Raw genomic sequence first — 24,184 nt, 5'->3', positions numbered from 1 at the left:
GATGTCGAATGAATTTAATACGGTCAGTTTTATCGCAAGGTTCATCTTTGCCGCTGTGTTGGTGTTTGGAACTTATAACCCTACTGATTATTCCTATCTGGGATGGGTATTTGCCGAAGGTACCGAATTCGGGCCTGTGCCTGCGCTGCTGGGAGTAGTGTTGGCAATAGGCTGGATTATTTTTCTGCGAGCCAGTTTTAATGCATTAGGGCCACTGGGCATCATTTTGGGAACTGCGCTGTTCTCCTGCGTGATTTGGCTACTGGTAGATCAAGGCTGGCTCAGTCTGGACGCAACTGGCGCTATCACCTGGCTTGCGTTAACACTGGTAGCTCTGCTGCTGGCAGTGGGCATGTCCTGGGCGCACATACGTCGTCGCCTCAGCGGGCAATACTCGGTGGACGATGTAGACGATTAAATCAGGATGATTTATCGGGGAAGAGCTCTTTCACATTGGAAGGGACAACAGTGGTCTGCGGCTGGGCGTCGAGCTCAGCCTGCTTATTCCAAACGAGGTCGTGACGCACTTCATGCTCACTAAAGCCACTGACTGCCTTGCGCAGCACCGAAGTAATTCCAGCACAGTCCATGTCATCACAGTAGCGCACCAAGTCGGTGACGTAGCCATGAATCTGACCGTAAGAAAGGCACTCTTCCTCTGCCCGCATGATCATCGGGTGACCCGTTCCGGCTACGTTGCTACCCAGTAGCAACTCCTCGTAAAGCTTTTCGCCAGGGCGCAGTCCAATGAACTCTATATCAATATGATGGCCAACATGGTTATCGTGATCCATTTCATAGCCACTTAAACGAATCATTCGACGAGCCAGATCGACGATGCGCACTGGCTCGCCCATATCCAGCACAAAAACATCGCCTCCAGTACCCATTGCACCGGCTTGCAGCACCAACTGCGCCGCCTCAGCAATACTCATAAAATAGCGGGTCACTTCAGGGTGGGTTACTGTAACAGGACCTCCAGCTTCTATCTGCTCCCTGAACAGGGGCACTACCGACCCTGAGGAGCCCAGAACATTCCCAAATCGAACCATACAAAAACGGGTTCTGGTGTCCCGTTGCGCCAGCCCCTGCAAAATCATCTCGGCAAAACGCTTGGAAGCACCCATGATATTGGTCGGCCTGACTGCTTTGTCGGTCGACACCAAGACAAAGGTATCGACACCGGCCTTTCGCGCAGCCTCCGCAGCATGCCAGGTCCCAAACACATTGTTGGCGACACCTTCGGCCACATTATACTCAACCATGGGCACGTGCTTGTAAGCAGCTGCATGATAGACGGTCTCAACCTGAAAAGTTCGATATACGCTTTCGAGCCGGCGGCCATCCTGAACAGACCCCAGCAACGCCACCATTTGGATGTCTAGTCCTGACGCATCCATTAAATCGCGCAGTTCTCGCTCGATGTTGTACAACGCGTACTCGCTATTATCCAGCAATACCAGTTCCCTGGGGCCAGACTTGACGATCTGCCGACACAACTCGGAGCCAATTGATCCACCTGCACCTGTCACCATGACTACTTTTTCAGTGATGCAACGGTCAATAAATTCCGGCTTAGGTGGCACAGGCTCGCGCCCCAAAAGATCATCAAGATCCACGTCCTGAATCTGAATTACACTCGCCTCGCCCGCTACCAATTCTGCGATTCGCGGAACAGTCCGCACATAAACAGGCAGACCTACCAGGGAGTTAATAATTTCCTTACGACGCTCCGGAGAGGCAGAGGGAATTGCCAGCAGAACCTGGGTAATATCGTGCTCAGCGATTAATTGTTCAATTTCACCGGGACTGGCGACCTGCAAACCATTGATCACCGACTGATTCAGGCGTTGGTCATCGTCGACAAACACCACGGCTCTGTACTGGTCGCCATGATTAAGCGCTGTGAGTAGCTGTCGCCCCGACTCACCGGCACCGTAGATGATTACATTCTCTGATAACGAGCGGAGTTTGGCCTGGTAGTAGGCACGAACGCTGAGGCGCGTACCACCAATGGTCAGTAAAGCCAGGCCCCAATAAACAAAGGGCATGGAGCGCGGCACATCGGCCTGCGAGAAGAATACGGCCGCTCCCAGTATCAAGGTGGAATAACTGACTGCAGTGATTACCGCCCAAATAGCCTGCTGTCCCATAAATCGGATGACTGCGCGATACAGGCCCAGACGCAAGAAAATAAAAGCGCTCACCAGAACCGTAAATATCGCACAGACAAATTCAGTTGAACCCAGAGAAAAGTCTAAATGGCCGTAACGGAAGGCAACGGCAGTCCACATAGAAGCAGTAACAAAGCACATATCCAGAGCCAAGAGCCCGGATTGCTTGATATTGCGAGGTAATTCAATCAGTTTTTCAAGACCGTCCCGGAGGCTTCCGAGAATCCCGGATGCAGAGCGCGAAACAATACGGCCAAAAAACTTCAGCAAGCCCTCTTCCTCACTCTTAATGGTTTGGTCATCATGCCGCTGTAATAATGTTTATGGCGCGACCGGAGCAGAGATACTAGCTGAATTTCCTCACTATAGCCATGCCCCAAACGAGAGGAAAATATGCCAAAATTACCAATAAAATTGCATACTTGGGGAAGGAAGCTACCAAAGCAGCTAAAGGAAACAGCCAAAGAACATTGATGCCAAGTAGGGTCAACACCACCGGCAAGTGCCCGCCCCAATGCCTACTGAGTCGTTGATAGGCATGCAGACGATGAGGCTGAGTAAAGGGCTGCCCAGTGGTAATTCGCCACAGCAGCGTGACAGAGGCATCGGTTACAAATACCGCAAGTAAAATCAACCAACAGGCCAATGGGAGCTCGCCTTGCGCCTCACCCAACAACATCAGGGCTGCCAGCAGAAAACCTGTGGGGACACTGCCCGCATCTCCCATAAACACACTCGCCGATGGCCAGTTCCAGCACAGAAAACCAGCATGTGCAGCCGCCAATAGTAAGCAAAAAAGTGGATAGCTCGAGGTGGGACCCATGCTCCAGGCCAGCACCGCCGCCCCACAACAGGCAGCTAGACACTGGCTCGCCGCGTACCCGTCAATACCATCCATGAAATTGTAGAGATTCAACATCCAGATGAGGACCGCGACAGCAAGCGCAGCGGATAACAGCGCAAACGTAACGTTATCCTGCCATGGACTGAAAATAAACGTCACCGCCAGTACGCTGCTCAAGCCGTAGATCGAGAAGCGCAGGGCCACCGATAATCCGCGCAGGTCATCCAATACACCCACCAACATCAGGCATCCCGCAATAGTCAGTAGCTGGTAGTACTGGGGCGGCCAGTTCTCTCCCATTACAGCGGCGGTAACAACGCCGATGCCCAGGGCAATAAAAAGCGGAACCCCCGCACCATGAGGCGTCGGCAATTGGTGAGAACTGCGCTCATTGGGCAGGTCAAATATTTGCCAGCGCTGGGCGATTCGCAGGTAAATACCGCATAGCAGCCAAGACGTCAGCAATGTGATGGCTAATACGATCAAAGTACCCCTCTCGCGCTCTTCAGCGTGCTTTCAAATGTTTCGCGGGGACGCCATGGGGTGGCGTCAAGCACAGCAGCATTGCTGTACAACTCTGTGGCAAACAGCTTGGCTCTGGTAGGTTCCGCTGAACGCCGTTTGAGGTCTAATAAGCCACAACCCAGCCACCAGGCCCAGCGAGGACACCATGCAATACCTTTATTCATAGCTCTGGCATCACGAATGGCGTCGTAGAGACGCTGGGTACTGTAGGATTCACCGTCAGTTGCAATAAAAGTCGATACCCCAGGCGCCGCCGCCATTGCGACAAGTCGCATTAGGGAGCACAGATCGCCGCTCGAAATCATCGATCGCGCGCCCTCAGCTGGCGGCCGCGGCAGGCCTTTGCCCACCCACTTTAACAGCTGTGCAAGATTGGCCTTGGCACCCTGACCATACACCAACGCCGGGCGCAGTATGCAAACACGCATGCGACTGGCACTAAACTCTCGATTGAGCCCCGACTCCGCCTGCCACTTCGACAGCCCGTATGGATCCCGGGGAGAAATGCAGTCCTGCTCACTTCTGGCCCCGGGATAATCGCCCGCGCCCATGGCCTTTACACTACTGAGAAAAACAAAGTTTTTCACTCTCGCCGTATGCGCCTGCCTGGCGAGCTCAAGTACGGCGCAATGATTAACCGCGTCATAATCCGCAATTCCAGCCTGCTGGTGCGCTATTGCGGCGAGGTGAAAAACTGTGTCCACGCTGTTCAGCTCAGCTGCGGAAAGATTTTCCTTGCTGAAATCTACTGCCCTGGTGGGAGTGCCGTCCGGCATCGCCTCACCGCGCAAACTAAAGGCAATCAATTCATGCCCATCCTGGCGAATTTGGCGACAGAGTTCCAAGCCGATAAAGCCGGTTGCACCGGTTACCAGGTATTTCACAATGAGATGTATAGAAAAGGGGGCATATGCCCCCTAATAATACGGATGCGCAGGTCTTATTCCAGTGTTATCCGTGCTCGGTTCTTTTCGAGCGTCGATTTACCCACCCCTTTAACCTCGGTGAGTTGGTCCAATGTGGTAAAAGCACCGAATTCCTCTCGGTAACGAACTATATCCTCGGCTCGAGATGTGCCAATACCGTATAGCCCCGCGGCGAGCGTCGGGGCATCTGCCGTATTAATATTAACGATGGTTGTCATCCCCGGTGGCACTTGCTCCTCTTGGGCCTGTACCGGGGTGATAATAATCCCGCTCAATAGCACCGCAAGCAGTGCCAGGTATTTGAAGGGGTCAATGAATTTGGCGCGAGCTGCGCCGGCGTTACGATTTTGTCGATTAGTCATATTTGATCTCCCTGATCAGCTCTCTGCATCCATGCAGCTATCCGTATCGAGAGAAAGTTTAGCAGCGCAAGGCCCGTGCCATACCCCGACGACTGTATTTGATCTTTTCTAGCGGAGCGCCCTCAATTCGATATGAATGCGTTGCAATGCCATCAGGGGATCTGCCGCGGCCGTAACAGAGCGACCTATTACCAGATAGTCAGAGCCATTTTTCACCGCATCGACGGGGGTCACAACTCGTCGTTGATCGCCAGCTGCATCCCCTGCCATTCTTATACCCGGTGTCACCAGACAAAAGCGGTCACCCCGAGCAGCTCGCAGCTGCGTCGCCTCCATAGCGGAACAGACCACACCGTCAAGACCGCAGTCCTGAGTCAAAGCAGCCAACCGCATAACACGTTGAGCCGCTGTCTCGGTATAACCCATCTCGGCAAGATCATCATCGGACATACTGGTCAGTACGGTCACTGCGATAAGCAATGGCTTGTTATCGAAAGGCGCCAGGGCATCCCGCGCGGCCTCCAGCATGCGGCGGCCGCCGCCCGCATGAACGTTAACCATCCACACGCCTAGCTCGGCCGCTGCGCGAATGGCACCGGCTACGGTATTCGGAATATCGTGAAACTTAAGATCCAAAAATACGTCGAAGCCCATTCCATGCAACGACTCCACCAGTCCCGGACCACAGCGGGTAAATAGCTCCTTGCCGACTTTCAGGCGACACAGTTCGGGAGAGAGCCGACCAGCCAACGCCAGGGCAGGCTCCGCAGCGGGAAAATCAAGGGCCACAATGACGGGATTATCACTCATAGATACTTCTCTTCCAGGGGACTGCATTATTCCATACTGGTGCCACGGATGGGGCGAATCGTGCCCCAATACTTGCAGCCCGGGCAAAACCAGTGCAGCTGACGCGCGGCAAAACCGCAATGACTGCAACGATAAGATGGTCGCTGTTCGATCAGGCGCTGAACCAGCTGTTGCAGTAAATTGAGGTCCTCGCGAGGCTTATCTTCACTCGCACTGATTCGGAAACTCACCAATTTCTCCATGCCTCGAAGAGAAGGCATTTTGTCCAACTGCTCAATCAGGAACTGCTCGGCAGTGCTACCCCCGTCCATTTCCCTGATGTCCTCAGCGGCGGCCAACAAAAGAGGTGGGGACGGATGGCTATCAAGACACTCCCGCACATAAGCCAACAAAGACTTTTCGTCGCCCAGCTCTCGATAACACGCGCGTAAACTGGGAACCGACTCACTGATGTAAAGGGGGTCTTGCTGGCGAACTCGGCGCAAGGCTTTGATCGCTTGCTTAAATCGACCGGCGTCAAACTCAACATCGCCCAACATCATCGAGGCGCGTACACTTTGCTTGTCCATAGCGAGCGCCTCCTGCAGCAGCTGCCTGGCACCCTGCAAGTCATTGTCCTGCCGACGCTCGGCGGCAAGCTCACAATAGTAATGCGACAGAATCACCGGCACTGACTGTCCGGGCTCGTCAGCGGCAGCCCCTGCGGTACCCCCCAGTAAACTCTTGCGCGGCAATAATTCAACGGCGATATCGATGGCCTGCTGCCACTCGCGCTCGCTCTGGTAAATGTCCAACAAATGTAATTGGCTATCGCGACGCTGGATCGGCGATTCCGCCACCAGGTCAAGCAGAAGTCGCTCCGCGCGATCCAGCAATCCCGCGCTAATGTAATCCCTGGCCAATTCTAGATGGGCCTGATGCACCTGCGCTCTGGGTAAGCTGGGGCGCGCGAGCAGGTTCTGGTGAATACGGATGGCCCGGTCCACCTCACCCCGTTTACGCAGCAAATTACCCAGCGCGATATGCGTTTCTAAGGTTTCGCTGTTCACTTCCAAAGCGTTGATAAAAGCATCAACTGCCCCATCGGGCTTGCCGTCCAGCAGGTAGTTAAGCCCCTTATAGTACTGCCCCGGAAGATCGGGGGCGGATGCAGATTTCGCTTGGCCGCGACGCCCCAGGTACCAGCCTATGACAATCGCGACAAAGAAAAGAGCGAATACAAGATAATCATTCACCGTCTTTCAGGCCCGCCGTGCGCAGCTTATCCAACTCCGCTTTGCTCCGGGCCAGCTTACGGTTTGCGGACCCCAGAGAGGTGCGGGTGCGCACCATTAATACCGAGGACATCGCCATACCAAGCATTCCACCTACAGCAAAGGCGATTAGCAACCACAGGGCGAGACTTCGAGGCTCAAACGTGACCACTAGGAGATCCAGTGGCACAGGCATTTCGTTCTGCAAAGCAAAGAGGACGCCAACTGCAACCATTGCAAGTACCAGAGCGATGTAGAGAAGGTTTCGAAGCAGCTTCATGCAGGGGTCCAATTTAGAGAAACAAAAAAGCGGTACGACCTCACGATCATACCGCCTCTATCTACGAGGGCAAGTTTACAGGCCCATCTGCAGCCCCAAGTTCACCCGCTCGCGCAATTCCTTTCCAGGCTTGAAGTGAGGCACGTATTTCCCAGTGAGCTCAACGGCATCACCGGTCTTGGGGTTGCGGCCACGCCTGGGTTCTCGATAGTGCAGAGAGAAACTACCAAAGCCACGGATTTCTATCCGCTCACCATCGGCCAGGGAGTGGGACATATGCTCCAGAATTGTTTTCACCGCCAACTCAACGTCTTTTGAGGACAGCTGACTCTGTCTAGCAGCAATGGTTTCGATCAGTTCGCTTTTAGTCATCGGGCTTATTCGAATATTTTTTACCAGATGAATATTGTGGCCCTAGATCGCTTATTACGCAAGTTGTTATTTTATATAGAAAAAGTGTGTTTTTATCACAGTTTTTGCTGTCCTACGCGGGCACTCCATACCTAAGCCCGGGCCTAAAATTGGTCCTGCAGGACCTCAGGAAACAAACGCTCGACAGCCAGACAGCCCTGCCCCAGAACCAAAAAGGGCCCACCGAAGTGAGCCCTTTAAATGGCGTCGGGCCCTTAGCCCGACGAAGTGACAATATTACTTGTCTGCCATCTGGGCCTTGATCAGGTCGCCGATAGTACCTGGAGAAGCTGTTTCTTGCTCAGCTTCTTTCAGTGACTTAACCGCTTCCTTCTCATCTTCATAGTCCTTGGCTTTAATAGACAGCGCAACGCCACGGTTCTTACGATCCACGGAGGTGATCTTGGCTTCTACTGAATCGCCAACTTTGAAGGAGTTACGAGCATCTTCCACACGATCGCGAGAGATATCAGAAGCCTTCAGGACACCTTCCACCTCGTCAGCGAGCTTGATGATCACTTCTTTAGCATCGACTTCGATTACTTCACCAGTGACGATGGAACCGCGATCGTTTTCAGAAACGTAGTTGCCGAAGGGATCGTCTTCCAACTGCTTGACGCCCAGTGAAATGCGCTCACGTTCAGGATCGATGGAAAGAATGACGGTCTCAATCTCGTCGCCCTTTTTGTAGTTGCGAACTGCTTCTTCGCCAGTCTCATTCCAGCTGATGTCGGACAGGTGAACCAATCCGTCAATATTGCCTTCCAAACCGATGAAGATACCAAAGTCAGTAATCGACTTGATAGATCCTGAGATCTTGTCGCCCTTCTGACACTTGGAGGCAAATGCGTCCCAAGGGTTTTGCTGGCACTGCTTGATACCGAGTGAAATACGACGACGCTCTTCGTCGATATCCAGAACCATCACCTCTAGTTCGTCGCCAAGGTTGACGATCTTGGAGGGGTGTACATTCTTGTTAGTCCAGTCCATCTCAGAAACGTGTACCAGACCTTCCACACCCTCTTCCAATTCGGCAAAGCAGCCGTAGTCGGTCAGATTGGTGATCTTGGCATTGACGCGGCTGCCCTCAGGGTAGCGACCGGTGATTTCGACCCAAGGATCTTCACCCAGTTGCTTAAGTCCCAAGGAAACGCGGTTGCGCTCTCGGTCGAACTTGAGGATCTTGACGTCGATTTCCTGACCCACTTCCACGATTTCGGAAGGATGCTTGATACGCTTCCAGGCCATATCGGTAATGTGCAACAGGCCGTCTACGCCACCCAGGTCAACAAATGCGCCGTAGTCTGTCAGGTTCTTGACGATACCCTTGACAGACATACCTTCTTGCAGTGTTTCCAGCAGAGCTTCGCGCTCTTCAGAGTTCGCCGCTTCCATGACCGCGCGGCGGGAAACTACGACATTGTTGCGCTTCTGGTCCAGCTTGATGACCTTGAATTCCAGTTCTTTGCCTTCCAGGTGTGTCGTCTCACGCACTGGACGTACATCGACCAGAGAGCCAGGCAAGAAAGCACGGATAGTATTGATATCAACCGTGAAGCCACCTTTGACCTTGCCGTTGATAATACCGATAACAACTTCTTCTGCTTCATGAGCAGATTCCAGCTCTTTCCACGCTTCGGCGCGCTTGGCCTTCTCACGGGATAGTTTGGTCTCACCGAAGCCGTCTTCTACGGACTCCAATGCAACTTGAACTTCGTCTCCGATATTAAGGGCACATTCGCCAGCGGCGTCGATGAACTGGGAACGAGGGATAACGCCTTCGGACTTAAGGCCCGCATGTACTGTTACCCAATCGCTATCAATGTCGATAACAACGCCAGTGACGATGGCGCCTGGCTTCATATCAACGGTTTTAAGGCTTTCTTCAAATAGTTCGGCGAAGGATTCGCTCATTACACATTACCTGTAGGTTTGGTCGTCCGCGCCTCCAGCCGGTGCGGGGTTGTTAATGTACATCGCAGCGTAGGCGCTGACTGGATTCAGCCGACGCAACGATGTTTCTGCCGTTTAAAAGGAGATAGCTGCTTTTAAGCGCTAAGTTAGACCTTTTTCTGTCACTTTCTGCACCACCAGATCGAACACATGTTCAATGGGTGTGGCGGTACTGTCGATGACAATGGCGTCCTCAGCGGGCACCAGGGGAGAGACACTACGACTCGAATCACGCGCATCTCTCTCCTCGATGTCGTCGAGAAGGCGCGGGAGACTAACACTTTCCCCCTTTGCAATCAATTGTTTATAGCGACGCTCGGCGCGCTCAGCGGCTGACGCTGTGAGGAAAAATTTAAGGGCGGCGTCAGGGAATACGACTGTACCCATGTCGCGCCCATCAGCCACCAGGCCCGGAGGCTGCAAATAATCGCGTTGGCGGGCCAACAGCGCCTCGCGAACGCTTGGGATTGCCGCTACGGTGGAGGCACCACGACCACCCTCTTCAGTGCGAATGGCGGCAGATACGTCACGACCTTTATAAGCGACCAGTATCTCGCCTGTATCAGCGGCACTAAAACTCACGTCCAGATGCCTGGCGATATCAGTAACCGCCTGATGGTCCGCCCAGCTGACCCCTTCGATCAAGCAGGCTTGTCCGGTCACCCGGTAGAGAGCTCCACTGTCTAAAAGCCGCCAGCCCAGTTTATTCGCCAGCAAGTGACTGACAGTCCCTTTGCCCGCCCCACTGGGGCCGTCAACGGTAATAACCTGAGCGACAGTCATCAATCCGCCTGCACTATTATTTGCAGACCCAAACCACGGGCCAGAGCGTCAAAGCCCGGAAAGGAAGTGGCGACATGATCACAATCGAGCACCACAATCTCCTGTTCTGCGCGCAGCGCTGCAATCGAAAAGGCCATGGCAATGCGGTGGTCCATGTGCGTGCGAATCTCGCCGCCGCCAATAGTGCCACCTTCAATGATGATGCCGTCCTCCAGCACTTCATTATTGACCCCCAGCGTGTTTAAACCCTCGGCCATTGCTGCAATACGATCACTTTCTTTTACTCGCAATTCCTCTGCCCCGCGAAGTACTGTCCGACCCTGGGCGCAGGCTGCGGCGATAAACAATGCAGGAAACTCATCGATAGCCAGGGGCACCTGGTCTTCGGGTATATCGACCCCATGAAGAGGCGCATAACGCACCTGGATATCCGCAACCGGCTCACCGCCCACTTCCCGTTCGTTTTTGAGAGTAATATCGGCGCCCATCAAGTTAAGGATATTGAGCACACCGATGCGCGTGGGGTTAATGCCCACGTGCGTGAGCAACAAATCCGAGCCGGGAGTAATACTCGCCGCCACCAGAAAAAATGCTGCAGAGGAAATATCAGCCGGGACATCAATATCGGCCGCTTTCAGGCTGCCGCCGCCCTGCAGGCTAATCACCTCACCTTCCCGTTTCACTTCATAACCAAAACCGCGCAACATGCGCTCAGTATGATCTCGAGTGGGAGCTGGCTCAGTCACAGACGTTCGCCCCTGGGCATAGAGGCCTGCCAACAGCACGCAAGACTTGACCTGCGCGCTGGCCATTGGCAGATCGTAATGAATACCCTTTAACTGACTGCCACCAGTGATTTTCAGGGGAGGACGGCCTCCTTCCTGAGCATCGATTTTTGCGCCCATTAACCTGAGCGGATCGATTACTCGTCCCATTGGACGTGAGCAAAGCGATGCATCGCCAGTGAGCACCGTATCAAAGGGCTGGCCAGCCATTAACCCGCACATTAAGCGCATACCGGTGCCGGCATTACCCAGATCCAGAGGCCCATCAGGCGCTGCCAGTCCGTGTAGACCCACACCATGAACGACGACCTCACCTTCGCCATGGCGTTCAATGCTTACTCCCATAGCACGAAATGCTGCCAACGTCGCCAGCGCGTCATCCCCTTCCAGAAAACCGCTGACACGGGTAGTGCCCTCTGCCAGGGCGCCGAGCATAATCGAACGGTGAGACATCGACTTGTCTCCCGGGACACGAGCTTCGCCACTGATAGTGCCGCCCGGTAATAGTTTGAATTCCATTGGGTTGATCCCAGCAACGTCAGCCAGACACAGGAGAATCCAATCACTCTGGACCCGGGCCTGCGCAGGGGTGACCTAAACGTTTAATCCCGCGGTATTTCCAGTGGAAACTCCCGCCTGATACTCAAATCTGCCGCTATTTTAGAGCCGAATAACAGCCTGGTTTATTTGTCCTGACCGCGCTCTGCAAGGATGACCGAAAATCGGTCCCGCGCAGCCTTGGCCCGGGTGAAGGTTTCATGCATACCGTCTGCATCCTCGCTCGCTACTGCCGTGCGTAATTGACCGAGGTGGTCACTGAACAAATCTATGGCGTCCAGTAGTGCCGACTTGTTGGCGATAGCAATATCACGCCACATCACCGGGTCAGAAGATGCTATTCGGGTAAAGTCCCGAAAGCCTCCTGCGGCACAGCGAAAAACATCTTCGCTGCCCTCTGTCTGCGCCAGGGCATCGACCAAAGCGTAGGCCAGCACATGGGGCAAATGACTGGTAGCAGCCAACACAGCGTCATGCTGCGCCACATCCATATCCACTACCTCAGCGCCAGTGGCCGCCCACATATCCCGAACCAGGCTTAACGCAGACGGATCGTTTTCTTTCACAGGGGTAATAATCACCCGATGGTTTTCATACAGGTCTGCTCTGGACGCCTCAACGCCGCTGCGCTCGGAACCTGCGATAGGGTGACCCATCACAAATCGAGGCGGGAACTCTCCGTGACAAGCCTTAACCGCCGCCGTCATCAAGCTACCTTTCACGCTGGCAGCATCCGTCACTACAGGTGCGTTATCTCGACCCTCAAGCCGTGGCAATATTTCAGCCAGCACATTGGCAGCAATCAGGGTTGGCGTACAAATAACCAGGATATCAGCACGGTCGACGACCTCGTCTAAATCCAGCGTGTAGTCGTCAATGATCCCCATCTCTTTGCCGCGACGCAGAGAGGGCTCACGATGCCCGTAAGCAATGACGCGTTCGCAAAAGTCTCGCTCCCGCAACGCTCTCGCCAGAGAGCCGCCGATGAGGCCAAGGCCGAGAATGGCTACAGTATTTACACGTTTTGACATGGGAATGTTACAGCACAGCCCGCGGGTAAGAGCCCAGAGGCTTAAGCAAAATCGATTGCTCCTCTAGGTCGTTCACAATGCCGGCGATGTTAGCGTCCTGAAGATGACCCTCGAACTCAATAAAGAAAACGTAAGCCCATTTTTCGGTGCGTGAGGGCCTGGTATCGATGCGAGTAAGACTGACGCCTGCTTTACGGAAAGGGTCCAGCAGGGTAAACAAAGCGCCCGGCTTATTGCGGCTAGACACGATAATAGAGGTTTTATCCCTACCTGAGGGTGGCACTTCTTCGCGACCGATGATCAGGAATCGCGTAGTGTTATCAGCATAGTCTTCAATATGCTCAGCTAACTTTTCCAGACCATAAAGGTCTGCGGCAATATCGCCAGCAATTGCAGCCACCCCGGGGTTCTCCAGCGCCAGCCGTGCCGCCTCTCCGTTGCTACTCACTGCCTCCCGCTCTACGTGAGGCCAATGAGCGTCCAGCCAATTTCGGCACTGGGCCAGAGCCTGCTGATGGGCACAGATTTTGACAATTTTGTCCTTCTCGTTGTGACCAGCGACTAGAAGATGGTGGGCAATAGCCATCTCCACTTCGCCGGAAATTTTAAGGCCAGAGTCCATGAAATTATCCAGCGTATGACTCACCATACCTTCAGTCGAGTTCTCCACGGGCACTACCCCATAATTACAGTCACCGGACTCCACTTGAGAGAAAACCGAATCGATAGTTGGCTGGGGCACGCAAATGCCCGCATGACCGAAATGCTTAATGGCTGCAGCCTGGGTAAAGGTTCCCTCAGGGCCGAGAAATGCTACTTGCAAGGGTTTTTCCAGCGCCAGACAAGAGGACATAATTTCGCGGAAGATGTGCGCAACAGTCTCCCCTTCCAGGGGGCCCTCGTTGCGATCAATGATGCGCTTGAGCACCTGGGCCTCGCGCTCGGGGCGATAATAAACCACCTCCGCATCGGCGTCGCCCGCCTCCAGCGCAGCCTGCACCTCGGTCAACTTGATTTCTGCAACGCGCTGGGCGCACTTCGCCCTGCGACTGATCAGCGCCTGAATCTCCTGATCAATGGCGTCGATGGCGACCCTGACCTCTTGTAGACTTCTATTGTCTTCTGAATCCGCCATCGGCTTATCCGTTGCGTTGCTCGAAGTCGTTCATGAATGCGATCAATGTATCTACCGCGTCTTCACCGACTGCATTATAAATACTGGCGCGCATACCACCTACCGAGCGATGTCCCTTCAAGTTGAGCAGACCCGCTGCATCTGCCTCAGCCAGAAACTGCTTATCCAACGCGTCATTCGCCAGCGTAAAGGGCACGTTCATCAAAGAACGGCTCGGTATTTCGACGGGATTGGCGTAGAACGGCGAGTCATCAATGGCGGCATACAGTTTTTGGGCCTTGCGACGATTAATGACTTCCATTGCCGCCAGTCCACCGCACTCCTGCAGCCAATCGAACACCAGCCCTGCAAGATATAAGGCAAAAGTCGGAGGCGTGTTGTACATGGAATCGTTATCAGCCGCCTTCTGCCAATTGAGCATGGCTGGACATTTTGCATCAGCTTTACCCAGCAAGTCCCGCCTGACAATCACCAGGGTTAAGCCTGCAGGGCCAATGTTTTTCTGAGCCCCCGCATAAATCACGCCATAGTCAGCGACGTTGACCGGCCGCGACAATATAGTAGAAGACATGTCCACCACCAGCGGTGCATCAACCTCGGGCACCCAGAAGTATTCCACACCGCCAATCGTCTCATTCGGGGTGTAATGCAGGTAAGCTGCATTGTCTGACAGCTTCCAGTCCTCTCGCGGAGGGATGGTGGAAAACTTTGCGTCCTCGGAGCTTGCAGCTACGTTTACAGCACCAAAACGCTTCGCCTCAGCAATCGCCTTCTTCGACCACTGCCCGGTATTCACGTAATCCGCTACCCCGTCTTCACCTAACAGGTTCAGGGGCACAGCAGAAAACTGGGTGCTGGCACCACCCTGCAGGAACAATACGGCATAGTCATCAGAAACACCCATCAACTCGCGCAGCGCGCTTTCAGCACGCGCTGCTACACCCATCACTTCCGTGCTGCGGTGACTCATCTCCATAATAGACAAACCAGCCCCGTGCCAATTCAGCATTTCGTCCCTGGCTCGCTCGAGAACAGGCACGGGTAGTGCAGCTGGGCCTGCACAAAAGTTGTAACAGCGGGTCATAGCAACTATCTCATCAGTTCGTATACCCCGTCATAACGGGGCTGACATCAATCGACGCTTCAGGCGTCCTCTTCGGGTTCTTCAGGCTCTTGGGGTGATGCCTGCTCACCTTGATCATCCTCTGTCGCTGCAGGCGCGGCTGTCTCATCCACCCCCTCTGACAGTGCTTCAGCGGCGAGCTCATCGTCGTCTTCAGGCTCTTCAATGCGCTCGACACTCACCAATGACTCATCGGTCTTGGTGCGGATAACGCGCACGCCCTGAGTGTTACGACCCAGAACCGAAATCTCATCAGCCCGGGTGCGAACCAGAGTGCCCTGATTGGAAATCAGCATCAGCTGATCGCCATCAAAGACCTGAACTGCGCCAACCAGCGTGCCATTGCGCTCTGAAGTTTGCATCGCGATCACACCCTTCGTGCCTCGGCCCTTGGTGGGGAACTCGCTCATTTCGGTGCGCTTGCCATAGCCGTTTTCAGACACTGTCAGCACTCGTCCACCCTCGCGTGGAATAATCAGGGAAATCATCTCGTGGCCGTCGCCGAGTTTAATGCCGCGCACTCCGCGGGCTGTGCGGCCCATTGCCCGCACATCGCCTTCCTTGAAGCGCACCGCCTTGCCTTCACTGGAAAGTAGCATAACATCGCAATCCCCGGTGGTTACGGCGGTACCGACGAGCACATCGCCTTCTTCCAGCTCAAGGGCACGAAGGCCAACACTGCGTTGGCGGGCAAAGTTAGTCAGCGCCGTCTTCTTCACTGTACCGCTGGCGGTAGCCATGAAGATGTAATGCCCCTCTGTGTAATCTTCCACCGGAAGAATGGACGTTACCCGTTCGCCCTCTTCCAGCGGCAGCAAGTTAATCATTGGTCGGCCACGGGAATTCCGCCCCGCCAGAGGGATCTGGTAAACCTTGAGCCAGTAGACCTTGCCCAGGTTAGAGAAACACAAAATAGTCGCATGCGTACTGGCGATCAGCAGATGCTCGACGAAGTCCTCATCCTTCACTGCCGTCGCCGACTTACCCATACCGCCGCGGCGCTGCGCCTGGTAATCGGTAAGGGGCTGGGTTTTGGCATAACCACCGTGGGAAATGGTCACAACACGATCTTCCTCGGTGATCAGGTCCTCCACCGTCAGGTCGTGCTGGGACGCGGTAATTTCGGTACGGCGCTCGTCGCCATACTCAGTCACGATTTCTTCCAGCTCTTCGCGAATAACCGCTTTCAGACGGTCAGCGTCGGAAAGAATTTCAAGGTACTCTGCAATTTCACGCAGCTTTTCCTCGTACTCGTTGAGCAGCTTCTCGTGCTCAAGGCCTGTCAGGCGGTGCAGGCGCAATTCCAGAATCGCCTGTGCCTGGGCTGGCGACAGGTAATAAAGCCCGTCACGCAGACCAAACTGCGGATCCAGTTCATCCGGACGGCAAGCGTCATCTCCCGCGCGTTCCAACATGCCGGTCACGTCGCCGGGGCGCCAGGAACGAGCAATCAACTTCTCTTTTGCTTCCGCAGAGCTGGGAGAAGCTTTTATCAACTCAATGACCGGATCGATATTGGCCAGTGCAATGGCCAGGCCTTCCAGCAGGTGACCACGCTCACGCGCTTTGCGCAGTAAGTAGACCGTACGACGCGTCACAACCTCTCGACGATGACGCACGAAAGCTTCCAGAATTTCTTTCAGGTTGAGAATTTTTGGCTGGCCATCTACCAAAGCAACCATGTTGATGCCAAAAACAGATTGCAGCTGTGTTTGGGCGTACAGGTTATTGAGTACAACGTCTCCGACCTCACCACGACGGAGCTCGATAACAACCCGCAAGCCATCCTTGTCAGATTCGTCCCGCAGTTCAGTAATCCCCTCGATTTTCTTCTCTTTTACCAGTTCGGCAATGCGCTCAATCAACTTCGCCTTGTTTAGCTGATAGGGAATCTCATGAACAATAATAATATCTTTGCCGCGCTTTTCGTCGTGGATGACTTCAGCGCGGGCGCGAACATAAATTCGACCACGGCCAGTGCGATAGGCCTGAATAATGCCGGCGCGACCATTGATAATGGCTCCCGTTGGAAAATCAGGACCTGGAATATGCTCCATCAACTCGTCGACTGTCAGGTCGGGATCACCCAGCAGTGCCAGACAGCCGCTGACCACTTCCGTGAGGTTGTGCGGCGGGATATTGGTCGCCATACCCACAGCGATACCGGAGGAACCATTCACCAGCAGGGTAGGAACTCGGGTAGGGAGTACCGCGGGAATTCTTTCAGTGCCGTCATAATTGTCGACAAAATCAACGGTCTCTTTATCGAGATCTGCCAACATCTGATGAGAGATTTTCTTCATCCGAATTTCGGTGTAACGCATGGCTGCCGCATTATCGCCGTCTACGGAGCCGAAATTACCCTGGCCGTCCACCATCAGGTAGCGCATAGAGAAAGGCTGAGCCATGCGCACGATGGTGTCGTAAACCGCTGAATCGCCGTGGGGGTGATATTTACCGATCACATCACCGACCACGCGAGCCGACTTTTTGTAAGCTTTGTTCCAATCGTTGTTCAGTTCATTCATCGCGAAGAGCACACGACGGTGCACGGGCTTGAGGCCGTCCCTCACATCTGGAAGCGCTCGTCCTACGATGACGCTCATTGCGTAATCGAGATAGGACTGCTTCATCTCGTCTTCGATATTGACGGGAAGAATTTCTTTGGCTAAATCACCCATGTAAAACTGTTTCCTTCAGGTCCTGATAAACGGACTTATTATTACGTTATCTGCGACGGCGAGCCCGCTCCGATAAAGGCACCGAAACGGACCTCAGCAGAGCCGCAAAGACAAGCTTTCACGCCTCGAAATACAAGCCAGAAATTATACGGAATTAACGCCGTAACTACCATGTTTTTAAAGAATTTCGCCGACATTCAGGCGCTCCTGAGGTTATACTTTGCTTCGCTTCCGGTGATTGTCGCTGAAGCCTTCGCCAATGGCGAAATTTTATGCAAATCCAACCTGTCAGCACTGAGAAACGGGACCTTATGAGCGCCACAAATTCAGCCGTCGATACCCTGCTCCACCCGGACTGGATTGTGCCTGTCGTGCCACGTGGCGTGACGCTGGAAAAACACAGTCTGGCGATCACCGATGGGCGCATTAGCCACATTCTGCCCAGAGCACAAACGAGGAAACTCCAGACCGGCGAAGAACTCGACCTTCCCGGACAGGCCCTGATGCCGGGACTGGTCAATCTGCACGGCCACGCCGCCATGAGTCTGCTGCGCGGTTACGCCGATGACCTGCCGCTAATGCCCTGGCTGGAACAACACATTTGGCCAGCGGAAGGGAAGCATGTGAGCCATAGCTTCGTTCGCGACGGTACCGAACTGGCTATTGCAGAAATGCTGCGCAGTGGTACCACCACGTTTAGCGATATGTATTTTTTCCCGGACGCCTGCGCAGAAGCTACAATCAGTGCTGGTATTCGCTGCCAGATCGTTTTCCCAATCCTGGACTTCCCCACCGCCTGGGCTCGGGACGCTGATGAATATATTAGTAAGGGCCTGCGGCTGCGCGATGACCTCAAACATCAAGAGCTGATTACTGTTGGATTTGGACCTCACGCGCCGTACACCGTGTCTAAACCCAACTTGCAAAAAGTAGCCACCCTGGCGGCGGAACTGGATATCCCCATCCAGATTCACCTCCATGAAACGCAAGGCGAAGTGCTCGCTGCCGTGGAAGAGCATGGGGAACGCCCTCTGGATACGCTTAACGCCATCGGACTTCTCGGTCCTCGCACCCAGTGCGTGCATATGACTGACCTGGGCGACCAGGATATCGCGCTACTTGCGGCTACCGCTGCCCATGTGGTTCATTGTCCGCAATCGAATATGAAGCTGGCATCTGGCGCCTGCCCCACGACCAAATTATTAGCTCAGGGAGTTAATGTCGCGCTGGGTACCGACAGCGCTGCAAGCAATAACGACCTCAATATGTTCGGCGAAATGCAATCTGCTGCCATGCTGGGCAAGTTGATAGCGGGCGATGCAGCGGCCTTGCCTGCCTCGGAAAGCTTGTACATGGCAACTATGGGAGGCGCTCGGGCGATGGGCATGGATCAACAAATCGGCAGCCTGGAAATGGGAAAACAGGCAGACATCATCGCCGTTGATCTTTCCGGTCCAGAATGCCAGCCTCTTTACAACCCGCTATCACAGCTGGTGTACGCCTGTAACGGCAACCAGGTGAGCCACAGCTGGGTGGCCGGTGCCTCCGTGTTGAAAGAGGGGGTGCCTGCCCATATCAACATCAAAGACCTGCTGGCTCGCACTGCTGCCTGGCAGGAAAAAATCAGCTCCAACGACTAGAGACCACATGACATCCGAAGCTAACGTAGATCCTGCGGAAATCGCCAAATTCGAGGCCATGGCCTCTCGCTGGTGGGACCGCAACAGCGAATTCAAACCGCTACATGACATCAACCCACTGCGCGCCAATTATATCGATCGCTATTCGCCGGTGTCCGGCCAGCGCCTGGTGGACGTGGGTTGCGGTGGTGGCATTCTGGCGGAAGCCATGGCCCAACGTGGCGCAAAGGTCACCGGGATAGATATGGGCGAAGCGCCGCTTGCGGTGGCCAAGCTGCATCAGCTGGAGTCCGGCGTAGACGTGGATTACTTCCAGAGCACAGCCGAAGAGCTGGCAGTAAAAGCACCGGCAAGCTTCGACATTGTATGCTGCCTGGAGATGCTTGAGCATGTGCCCGATCCGGGCGCTGTCATCAAAGCCTGCGCCGACATGGCCAAGCCAGGCGCAGCGCTCTACTTCTCCACCATCAACAGGAACCCCAAGGCATTTATGTTTGCTATCGTCGGCGCTGAGCACATTCTGAGGCTACTACCGGCTGGCACCCACGAGTACGATAAATTCATTAAACCGTCGGAATTGGCAGGCTGGATACGCGACGCAGGCCTGGTGCTTGAGGATATGACAGGTCTAACCTATAACCCCATTACTCGAACCTACCGGCTCAACCCCCGCGACGTCAGTGTTAACTACATGGTTCATACGGTAAAACCCGCGTGAAATCAGATAACCTAAAGGCCGTGTTGTTCGACCTCGATGGCACCCTGGTCGATACCGCTGACGAATTCGTGGTCGTCGTGCAACAGCTACGTGCCGAGCACGGGATGGCAGCAATGGATCCGCTACGTATACGCGCTTCCGTTTCCAATGGCGCAAGAGCACTGGTATGCCTGGGGCTGGGACTGGACCCAAATGACGCTATTTTCGAAAGTAAGCGACTGCGCCTGCTGGAGCTTTACTCGGAAGTGTTAGGCAGCGAGGCAAAGCCCTATCCCGGTATTTCGCTCCTACTGGCTGAGCTGGCCAAACGCAACATCTCCTGGGGAGTAGCGACCAATAAGCCCAGGGCTTACGCCGAGCCGCTAATGGCAAAAATTGATCTCCCGCCCTGCCCCAGTCTGGTCTGCCCCGATGACGTTAAAGATCGCAAACCTCATCCTGAATCGCTTTACCGCAACTGCCGGGACCTCGGCTGTGCGCCGCATGAAGCAATTTACGTCGGCGACCACTTGCGCGACATTGAGGCGGGGAAGCGTGCCGGCATGTACACCATTGCCGCCGCCTACGGCTATATCGAAGCCGATGATGAGCCCTCTAGCTGGGGCGCAGATGCACTGATCAGCGACAGCAAAAACTTAGCCGAACTCATTTTTAACCTGTAACACCGGAACTTCAGCATGAATATCCAGCCCGCGCCCCGCAACTACCAGGCAACACCGGAACTACTGTCCGGCAAAACCGTCCTCGTCACCGGGGCCGGTGACGGCATTGGCCGTGTCGCTGCGCTTACCTATGCGGCCCATGGTGCCACCGTCGTGCTACTGGGACGGACAGAGAGCAAACTGGAGGCGGTTTACGATGAGATCGAAGTTGCCGGACACCCCAAGCCGGGGCTGGTGACCATGGACCTGTCCCAGGTCACTGATGACCAGTGCGTTCAACTGGCCCAGGGCCTTGCGGAAGAGTTCGGGCATCTAGACGGATTACTGCACAATGCCAGTCTGTTGGGGGAACGCCGGCCCATAGAAAGCTCTAGCTACGCTGTCTGGCAGGAAGTGATGCAGGTGAACGTTAATGCGCAGTTTGTATTGACTCGACGTCTGCTACCAATGCTACAGACCGCACCCTCGTCCTCAATCATCTTGACCTCTTCCGGTGTCGGACGGATTGGCAAAGCGTTTTGGGGTGCCTATTGTGTGTCGAAGTTTGCCACCGAGGGCTTTATGCAGGTGCTCGCTTCGGAGCTGGAGAATACCTCCAGCATTCGGGTGAACTGCATCAATCCCGGTGGTACCAATACCGCAATGCGCAGGACAGCATTCCCCGCCGAAAACCCAACTGACAACCCGGCACCCGAGGACATCATGGGGGTTTACCTCTATTTGATGGGTGAGGACAGCATTGGATCTACCGGTATTTCTTTCAACGCCCAATAGACAATTTCCGGTCGCAGCCCGAAGCAAAGTCAGCGCGGTTTGCGCCCAGAACGGGCGGAAGAACCGCCCGGCCCTTTCCGCTTGGAAAACTGACGCTCCATCTTTTCGCGTTCCTTGATGGTTCCGCGCTTCATGTCCTTAAGCGGTAGATCGGCCATTCGATACAAAGACTTGATCTCTTTGCCTGCAAGTTCAACCCATTGCCCCTGTTTCACTTTGGAAGGGATGAAGACTTCGCCATAGCGGACCCGTTTGAGACGGGAAACGGTTAAGCCTTGTGACTCCCACAGCCGACGCACCTCTCGGTTTCGGCCTTCCATGATAACCACGTAGAACCAGTGATTAATGCCATCGCCACCACCGTCCTGAATATCGCTAAAACGGGCAACGCCGTCTTCCAGCATCACCCCATCCAACAAGCGCTGCAGCATATCCTCCTTCCACTCACCCATGACCCTCACCATATATTCACGTTCTATATTGGAGGAGGGATGCATCAGTTTGTTGGCCAGGTCACCGTCGGTGGTAAACAGCAACAGGCCCGAGGTGTTGTAGTCTAGTCGGCCGATGGAAATCCAGCGACCGGACTTCAGCTTGGGCAAGCGCTCAAACACTGTGCGGCGCCCCTGCGGATCCTTGCGGGAGCACACCTCACCGGTGGGCTTATGATACAGAATACATCGAGTTTCCTGTGCGGGAGTCGTATTGACCGGACGCCCATCCACACTGATGCGTTCCCGATGGGTAACTCGATCACCCAGGGTCGCAGGTTTGCCGTCAATACTGACTCGCCCTTGCTCGATCCAACGCTCCATCTCTCGACGTGAACCAAGGCCCGTGCGGGCGAGCACCTTTTGTAGCTTCTCTCCGGGGAGTGATTTCGCCGGGGCGTCCTCGGTAGTCCCGGGCTGGGGTTTATCTGCCATGATGATTTATGCTCAGGCCTGGCTGTCGGGCTTCACAGCCTCGACTGCATCACTGTTTAAATCGGCAAGAGTGCTCTGGGGCTCACTTGCTGTCGCAGCTTCACTTTCCTCGTGTGGCGCGTCCAATCCGTCAAGCGCATCGGCAAGGTCCTCAATGCTTCGGGGCTCGACTTCTTCAGTCTCCGCATCGCCTACTTGAGCGCCTGACTGGTCGGCTGCGACCGCGGGCTCAGTTTCCACTTGTTCTTCTGGTTCACTAACTTGCGCTTCAGCGTCAATGTCTGCTGCCAACCCGACATCCTCGTCGGCTGCTGCGTCAACTCCGCTTTCGGGCTCATGATCGGTACCGCCAACCACGGTGAGACCCGGTGCTTCGTCACTCTCACCATCGTTCTTTGCGGAGTCTGGCATGGGATCAGTGAAACCCAACTCAGCATTGAGCGTATCCAGATCGCGAATTTCCGCCAGCGCGGGCAGCTGATCAAGGTTCTTCAAATTAAAATAATCAAGGAACTGTCGGGTGGTCGCATACATCGCGGGTCGCCCGGGAACATCCCGATGACCAACGACCCGAATCCATTCCCGTTCGTGCAGCGTCTTAATAATATTGGAGCTCACCGCCACGCCACGAATTTCTTCGATCTCGCCACGGGTGATGGGCTGACGGTAGGCTATCAAGGCAAGTGTTTCCAGCATGGCGCGGGAGTACTTGGCCGGGCGCTCCTGCCACAGCCGCGCAACCCACGGACTCAGAGACTGGCGAACCTGAAAGCGGAACCCGCTGGCGACCTCTATCAGCTCAAATCCACGGTTATCGCAGCGCTCTGCGACTTCTTTCAGGGTCTCTCGAATAAGCGCATTGTCGGGCCGCTCCTGCTCTTCAAACAGCTCCGCCAGCTGCGCTACCGTCATGGGCTTTCCCGCCGCCAACAGCGCGCCTTCAATGATCTGTACCAGTCCTGTTTCAGACATCTTATTCCGACCTTGCCTTAATATGGATAGGACCGAAGGAATCGGTCTGCACAATTTCCACCAGCGCTTCTTTCATCAATTCCATCACCGCCAGAAAAGTCACCACAACCCCTAAACGCCCCTCTTCCGCTGAGAACAAGGCCACGAAGGGAACGAACTGTTTACCGGCCAGACTTTCCAGCACATCCGACATACGCTCTCGAGTGGATAGAGCTTCCCGTTGGATGTGATGGCTCTCGAACATATCTGCACGGCGCAATACCTCTCCCAGAGCGACTAGCAACTCGCGCATGTCTACATCCGGGTCCGGCCTGGCCCGGTTGATATCCGGTGGATTGGCACTTCCCACCCAGGTATCCCGCTCTATGCGCGGTATATCTTCGATATCTTCAGCCGCCTTCTTGAAGCGCTCATATTCCTGCAAACGCCGAATCAACAACGCTCTCGGGTCTTCTTCATCCTCCTCCAGCTCCGAGGAGCGCGGCAGCAGCATCCGCGATTTAATCTCCGCCAGCATTGCCGCCATCAGCAAATATTCTGCCGCCAACTCGAACTGCATCGCGTCCATTAAATCCACGTAATGCATGTACTGTTCGGTGATCTTGGAGACGTCTATCTCAAGGATGTCCAGGTTCTGGCGCTTGATCAGGTACAACAAAAGGTCCAGAGGGCCCTCAAAAGCCTCAAGGAATACCTCAAGTGCTTGCGGCGGGATGTAAAGGTCCTTAGGCAACTCAGTCACTGCCTGCCCCATCACTACGGCAAAGGGCATTTCACCTTGCTGCGGGTGGGCTTCGTTAGTCGTCATAGCGGGCTTGGCTGGCGCGTCAGGCTGGTCGTTGTTCGCCGTGGAAGCTG

23 protein-coding genes are annotated in these 24,184 nt (G+C 54.6%); 5 read left to right on the top strand and 18 right to left on the bottom strand.

Annotated features, from left to right (window positions below; translation table 11 throughout):
- Position 1: 1 nt before the first annotated feature.
- Positions 2-418, top strand: coding sequence for a DUF6524 family protein (locus EYC87_RS03795; RefSeq protein ID WP_007229178.1), 417 nt, complete (start codon positions 2-4; stop codon positions 416-418).
- Position 419: 1 nt separating this feature from the next.
- Here the strand turns inward: EYC87_RS03795 and EYC87_RS03790 are convergent, their stop codons facing one another.
- From EYC87_RS03790 to gyrA, 15 genes are all read right to left on the bottom strand, one after another.
- On the bottom strand, positions 420-2,444 hold the full coding sequence (locus EYC87_RS03790) for a polysaccharide biosynthesis protein (protein ID WP_279251689.1): 2,025 nt from the start codon (positions 2,442-2,444) through the stop codon (positions 420-422).
- A 76-nt stretch (positions 2,445-2,520) separates the two neighbouring features.
- Positions 2,521-3,504, bottom strand: a complete 984-nt coding sequence (locus EYC87_RS03785; RefSeq protein ID WP_279251688.1) for an MraY family glycosyltransferase — start codon at positions 3,502-3,504, stop codon at positions 2,521-2,523.
- Complete coding sequence (locus EYC87_RS03780) at positions 3,501-4,427, bottom strand: NAD-dependent epimerase/dehydratase family protein (RefSeq protein ID WP_279251687.1); 927 nt, start codon at positions 4,425-4,427, stop codon at positions 3,501-3,503. Before EYC87_RS03780 ends, EYC87_RS03785 begins: the two co-directional genes overlap by 4 nt.
- Positions 4,428-4,483: 56 nt before the next feature.
- Complete coding sequence (locus tag EYC87_RS03775) at positions 4,484-4,831, bottom strand: ComEA family DNA-binding protein (RefSeq protein ID WP_279251686.1); 348 nt, start codon at positions 4,829-4,831, stop codon at positions 4,484-4,486.
- A gap of 108 nt (positions 4,832-4,939) precedes the next feature.
- Positions 4,940-5,641, bottom strand: coding sequence for an orotidine-5'-phosphate decarboxylase (gene pyrF / locus EYC87_RS03770; RefSeq protein WP_279251685.1), 702 nt, complete (start codon positions 5,639-5,641; stop codon positions 4,940-4,942).
- A gap of 26 nt (positions 5,642-5,667) precedes the next feature.
- Positions 5,668-6,876, bottom strand: a complete 1,209-nt coding sequence (gene lapB, locus EYC87_RS03765; protein WP_279251684.1) for a lipopolysaccharide assembly protein LapB — start codon at positions 6,874-6,876, stop codon at positions 5,668-5,670.
- Entirely contained in the window at positions 6,869-7,174 is a 306-nt protein-coding gene (locus EYC87_RS03760) for a LapA family protein (RefSeq protein WP_279251683.1), read from the bottom strand. Before EYC87_RS03760 ends, lapB begins: the two co-directional genes overlap by 8 nt.
- Before the next feature lie 75 nt (positions 7,175-7,249).
- A complete protein-coding gene (gene ihfB / locus EYC87_RS03755; RefSeq protein WP_007229200.1) occupies positions 7,250-7,546 on the bottom strand; it encodes an integration host factor subunit beta in 297 nt (98 codons plus the stop codon).
- Between the two features lie 276 nt (positions 7,547-7,822).
- Positions 7,823-9,499 (bottom strand): 30S ribosomal protein S1, encoded by a 1,677-nt coding sequence (gene rpsA / locus EYC87_RS03750; RefSeq protein WP_279251682.1) that lies wholly within the window; start codon positions 9,497-9,499, stop codon positions 7,823-7,825.
- 141 nt (positions 9,500-9,640) lie between these two features.
- Complete coding sequence (cmk, locus tag EYC87_RS03745; protein ID WP_279251681.1) at positions 9,641-10,321, bottom strand: (d)CMP kinase; 681 nt, start codon at positions 10,319-10,321, stop codon at positions 9,641-9,643.
- Positions 10,321-11,625 carry a 3-phosphoshikimate 1-carboxyvinyltransferase gene (gene aroA / locus EYC87_RS03740; RefSeq protein WP_279251680.1) on the bottom strand — a complete coding sequence of 435 codons (1,305 nt, stop codon included), beginning with the start codon at positions 11,623-11,625 and terminating at the stop codon, positions 10,321-10,323. The genes cmk and aroA overlap by 1 nt, the downstream gene beginning before the upstream one ends.
- 164 nt (positions 11,626-11,789) lie before the next feature.
- A complete protein-coding gene (locus EYC87_RS03735; RefSeq protein ID WP_279251679.1) occupies positions 11,790-12,695 on the bottom strand; it encodes a prephenate dehydrogenase/arogenate dehydrogenase family protein in 906 nt (301 codons plus the stop codon).
- A 7-nt stretch (positions 12,696-12,702) separates the two neighbouring features.
- The gene (pheA, locus tag EYC87_RS03730; protein WP_279251678.1) at positions 12,703-13,830 is read right to left on the bottom strand and encodes a prephenate dehydratase; all 1,128 of its coding nucleotides are present in this window, start codon (positions 13,828-13,830) and stop codon (positions 12,703-12,705) included.
- Between the two features lie 4 nt (positions 13,831-13,834).
- Positions 13,835-14,914, bottom strand: coding sequence for a 3-phosphoserine/phosphohydroxythreonine transaminase (gene serC / locus EYC87_RS03725; protein WP_279251677.1), 1,080 nt, complete (start codon positions 14,912-14,914; stop codon positions 13,835-13,837).
- Between the two features lie 59 nt (positions 14,915-14,973).
- Positions 14,974-17,634 (bottom strand): DNA gyrase subunit A, encoded by a 2,661-nt coding sequence (gene gyrA / locus EYC87_RS03720; protein WP_279251676.1) that lies wholly within the window; start codon positions 17,632-17,634, stop codon positions 14,974-14,976.
- A 272-nt stretch (positions 17,635-17,906) separates the two neighbouring features.
- Between gyrA and EYC87_RS03715 the strand changes: the two genes are divergently transcribed.
- From EYC87_RS03715 to EYC87_RS03700, 4 genes are read left to right on the top strand one after another with little or no spacing between them, the layout of a single operon-like run.
- Positions 17,907-19,274, top strand: a complete 1,368-nt coding sequence (locus EYC87_RS03715) for a TRZ/ATZ family hydrolase (protein WP_279251675.1) — start codon at positions 17,907-17,909, stop codon at positions 19,272-19,274.
- A gap of 7 nt (positions 19,275-19,281) precedes the next feature.
- A complete protein-coding gene (gene ubiG / locus EYC87_RS03710; RefSeq protein ID WP_279251674.1) occupies positions 19,282-19,992 on the top strand; it encodes a bifunctional 2-polyprenyl-6-hydroxyphenol methylase/3-demethylubiquinol 3-O-methyltransferase UbiG in 711 nt (236 codons plus the stop codon).
- Positions 19,989-20,654 (top strand): HAD family hydrolase, encoded by a 666-nt coding sequence (locus EYC87_RS03705; RefSeq protein WP_279251673.1) that lies wholly within the window; start codon positions 19,989-19,991, stop codon positions 20,652-20,654. Before ubiG ends, EYC87_RS03705 begins: the two co-directional genes overlap by 4 nt.
- A gap of 15 nt (positions 20,655-20,669) precedes the next feature.
- Complete coding sequence (locus EYC87_RS03700; RefSeq protein WP_279251672.1) at positions 20,670-21,428, top strand: YciK family oxidoreductase; 759 nt, start codon at positions 20,670-20,672, stop codon at positions 21,426-21,428.
- A gap of 29 nt (positions 21,429-21,457) precedes the next feature.
- On the opposite strand, the gene rluB is transcribed toward EYC87_RS03700, so the two are convergent.
- Genes rluB through EYC87_RS03685 form a run of 3 tightly spaced genes read right to left on the bottom strand, consistent with a single transcriptional unit; the run spans position 21,458 to position 24,134 of the window.
- On the bottom strand, positions 21,458-22,354 hold the full coding sequence (gene rluB, locus EYC87_RS03695) for a 23S rRNA pseudouridine(2605) synthase RluB (protein ID WP_007229057.1): 897 nt from the start codon (positions 22,352-22,354) through the stop codon (positions 21,458-21,460).
- Positions 22,355-22,366: 12 nt separating this feature from the next.
- Positions 22,367-23,326, bottom strand: a complete 960-nt coding sequence (scpB, locus tag EYC87_RS19420; RefSeq protein WP_341474970.1) for an SMC-Scp complex subunit ScpB — start codon at positions 23,324-23,326, stop codon at positions 22,367-22,369.
- A 1-nt stretch (position 23,327) separates the two neighbouring features.
- A complete protein-coding gene (locus EYC87_RS03685) occupies positions 23,328-24,134 on the bottom strand; it encodes a segregation and condensation protein A (protein ID WP_083793555.1) in 807 nt (268 codons plus the stop codon).
- Between the last annotated feature and the right edge of the window lie 50 nt (positions 24,135-24,184).

It is taken from the genome of Candidatus Seongchinamella marina, from assembly GCF_026262685.1.
Classification (GTDB): domain Bacteria; phylum Pseudomonadota; class Gammaproteobacteria; order Pseudomonadales; family Halieaceae; genus Halioglobus; species Halioglobus marinus.
Note: the sequence above shows the minus strand (reverse complement) of the source record. Positions and strands in the feature narration are given on the sequence as shown.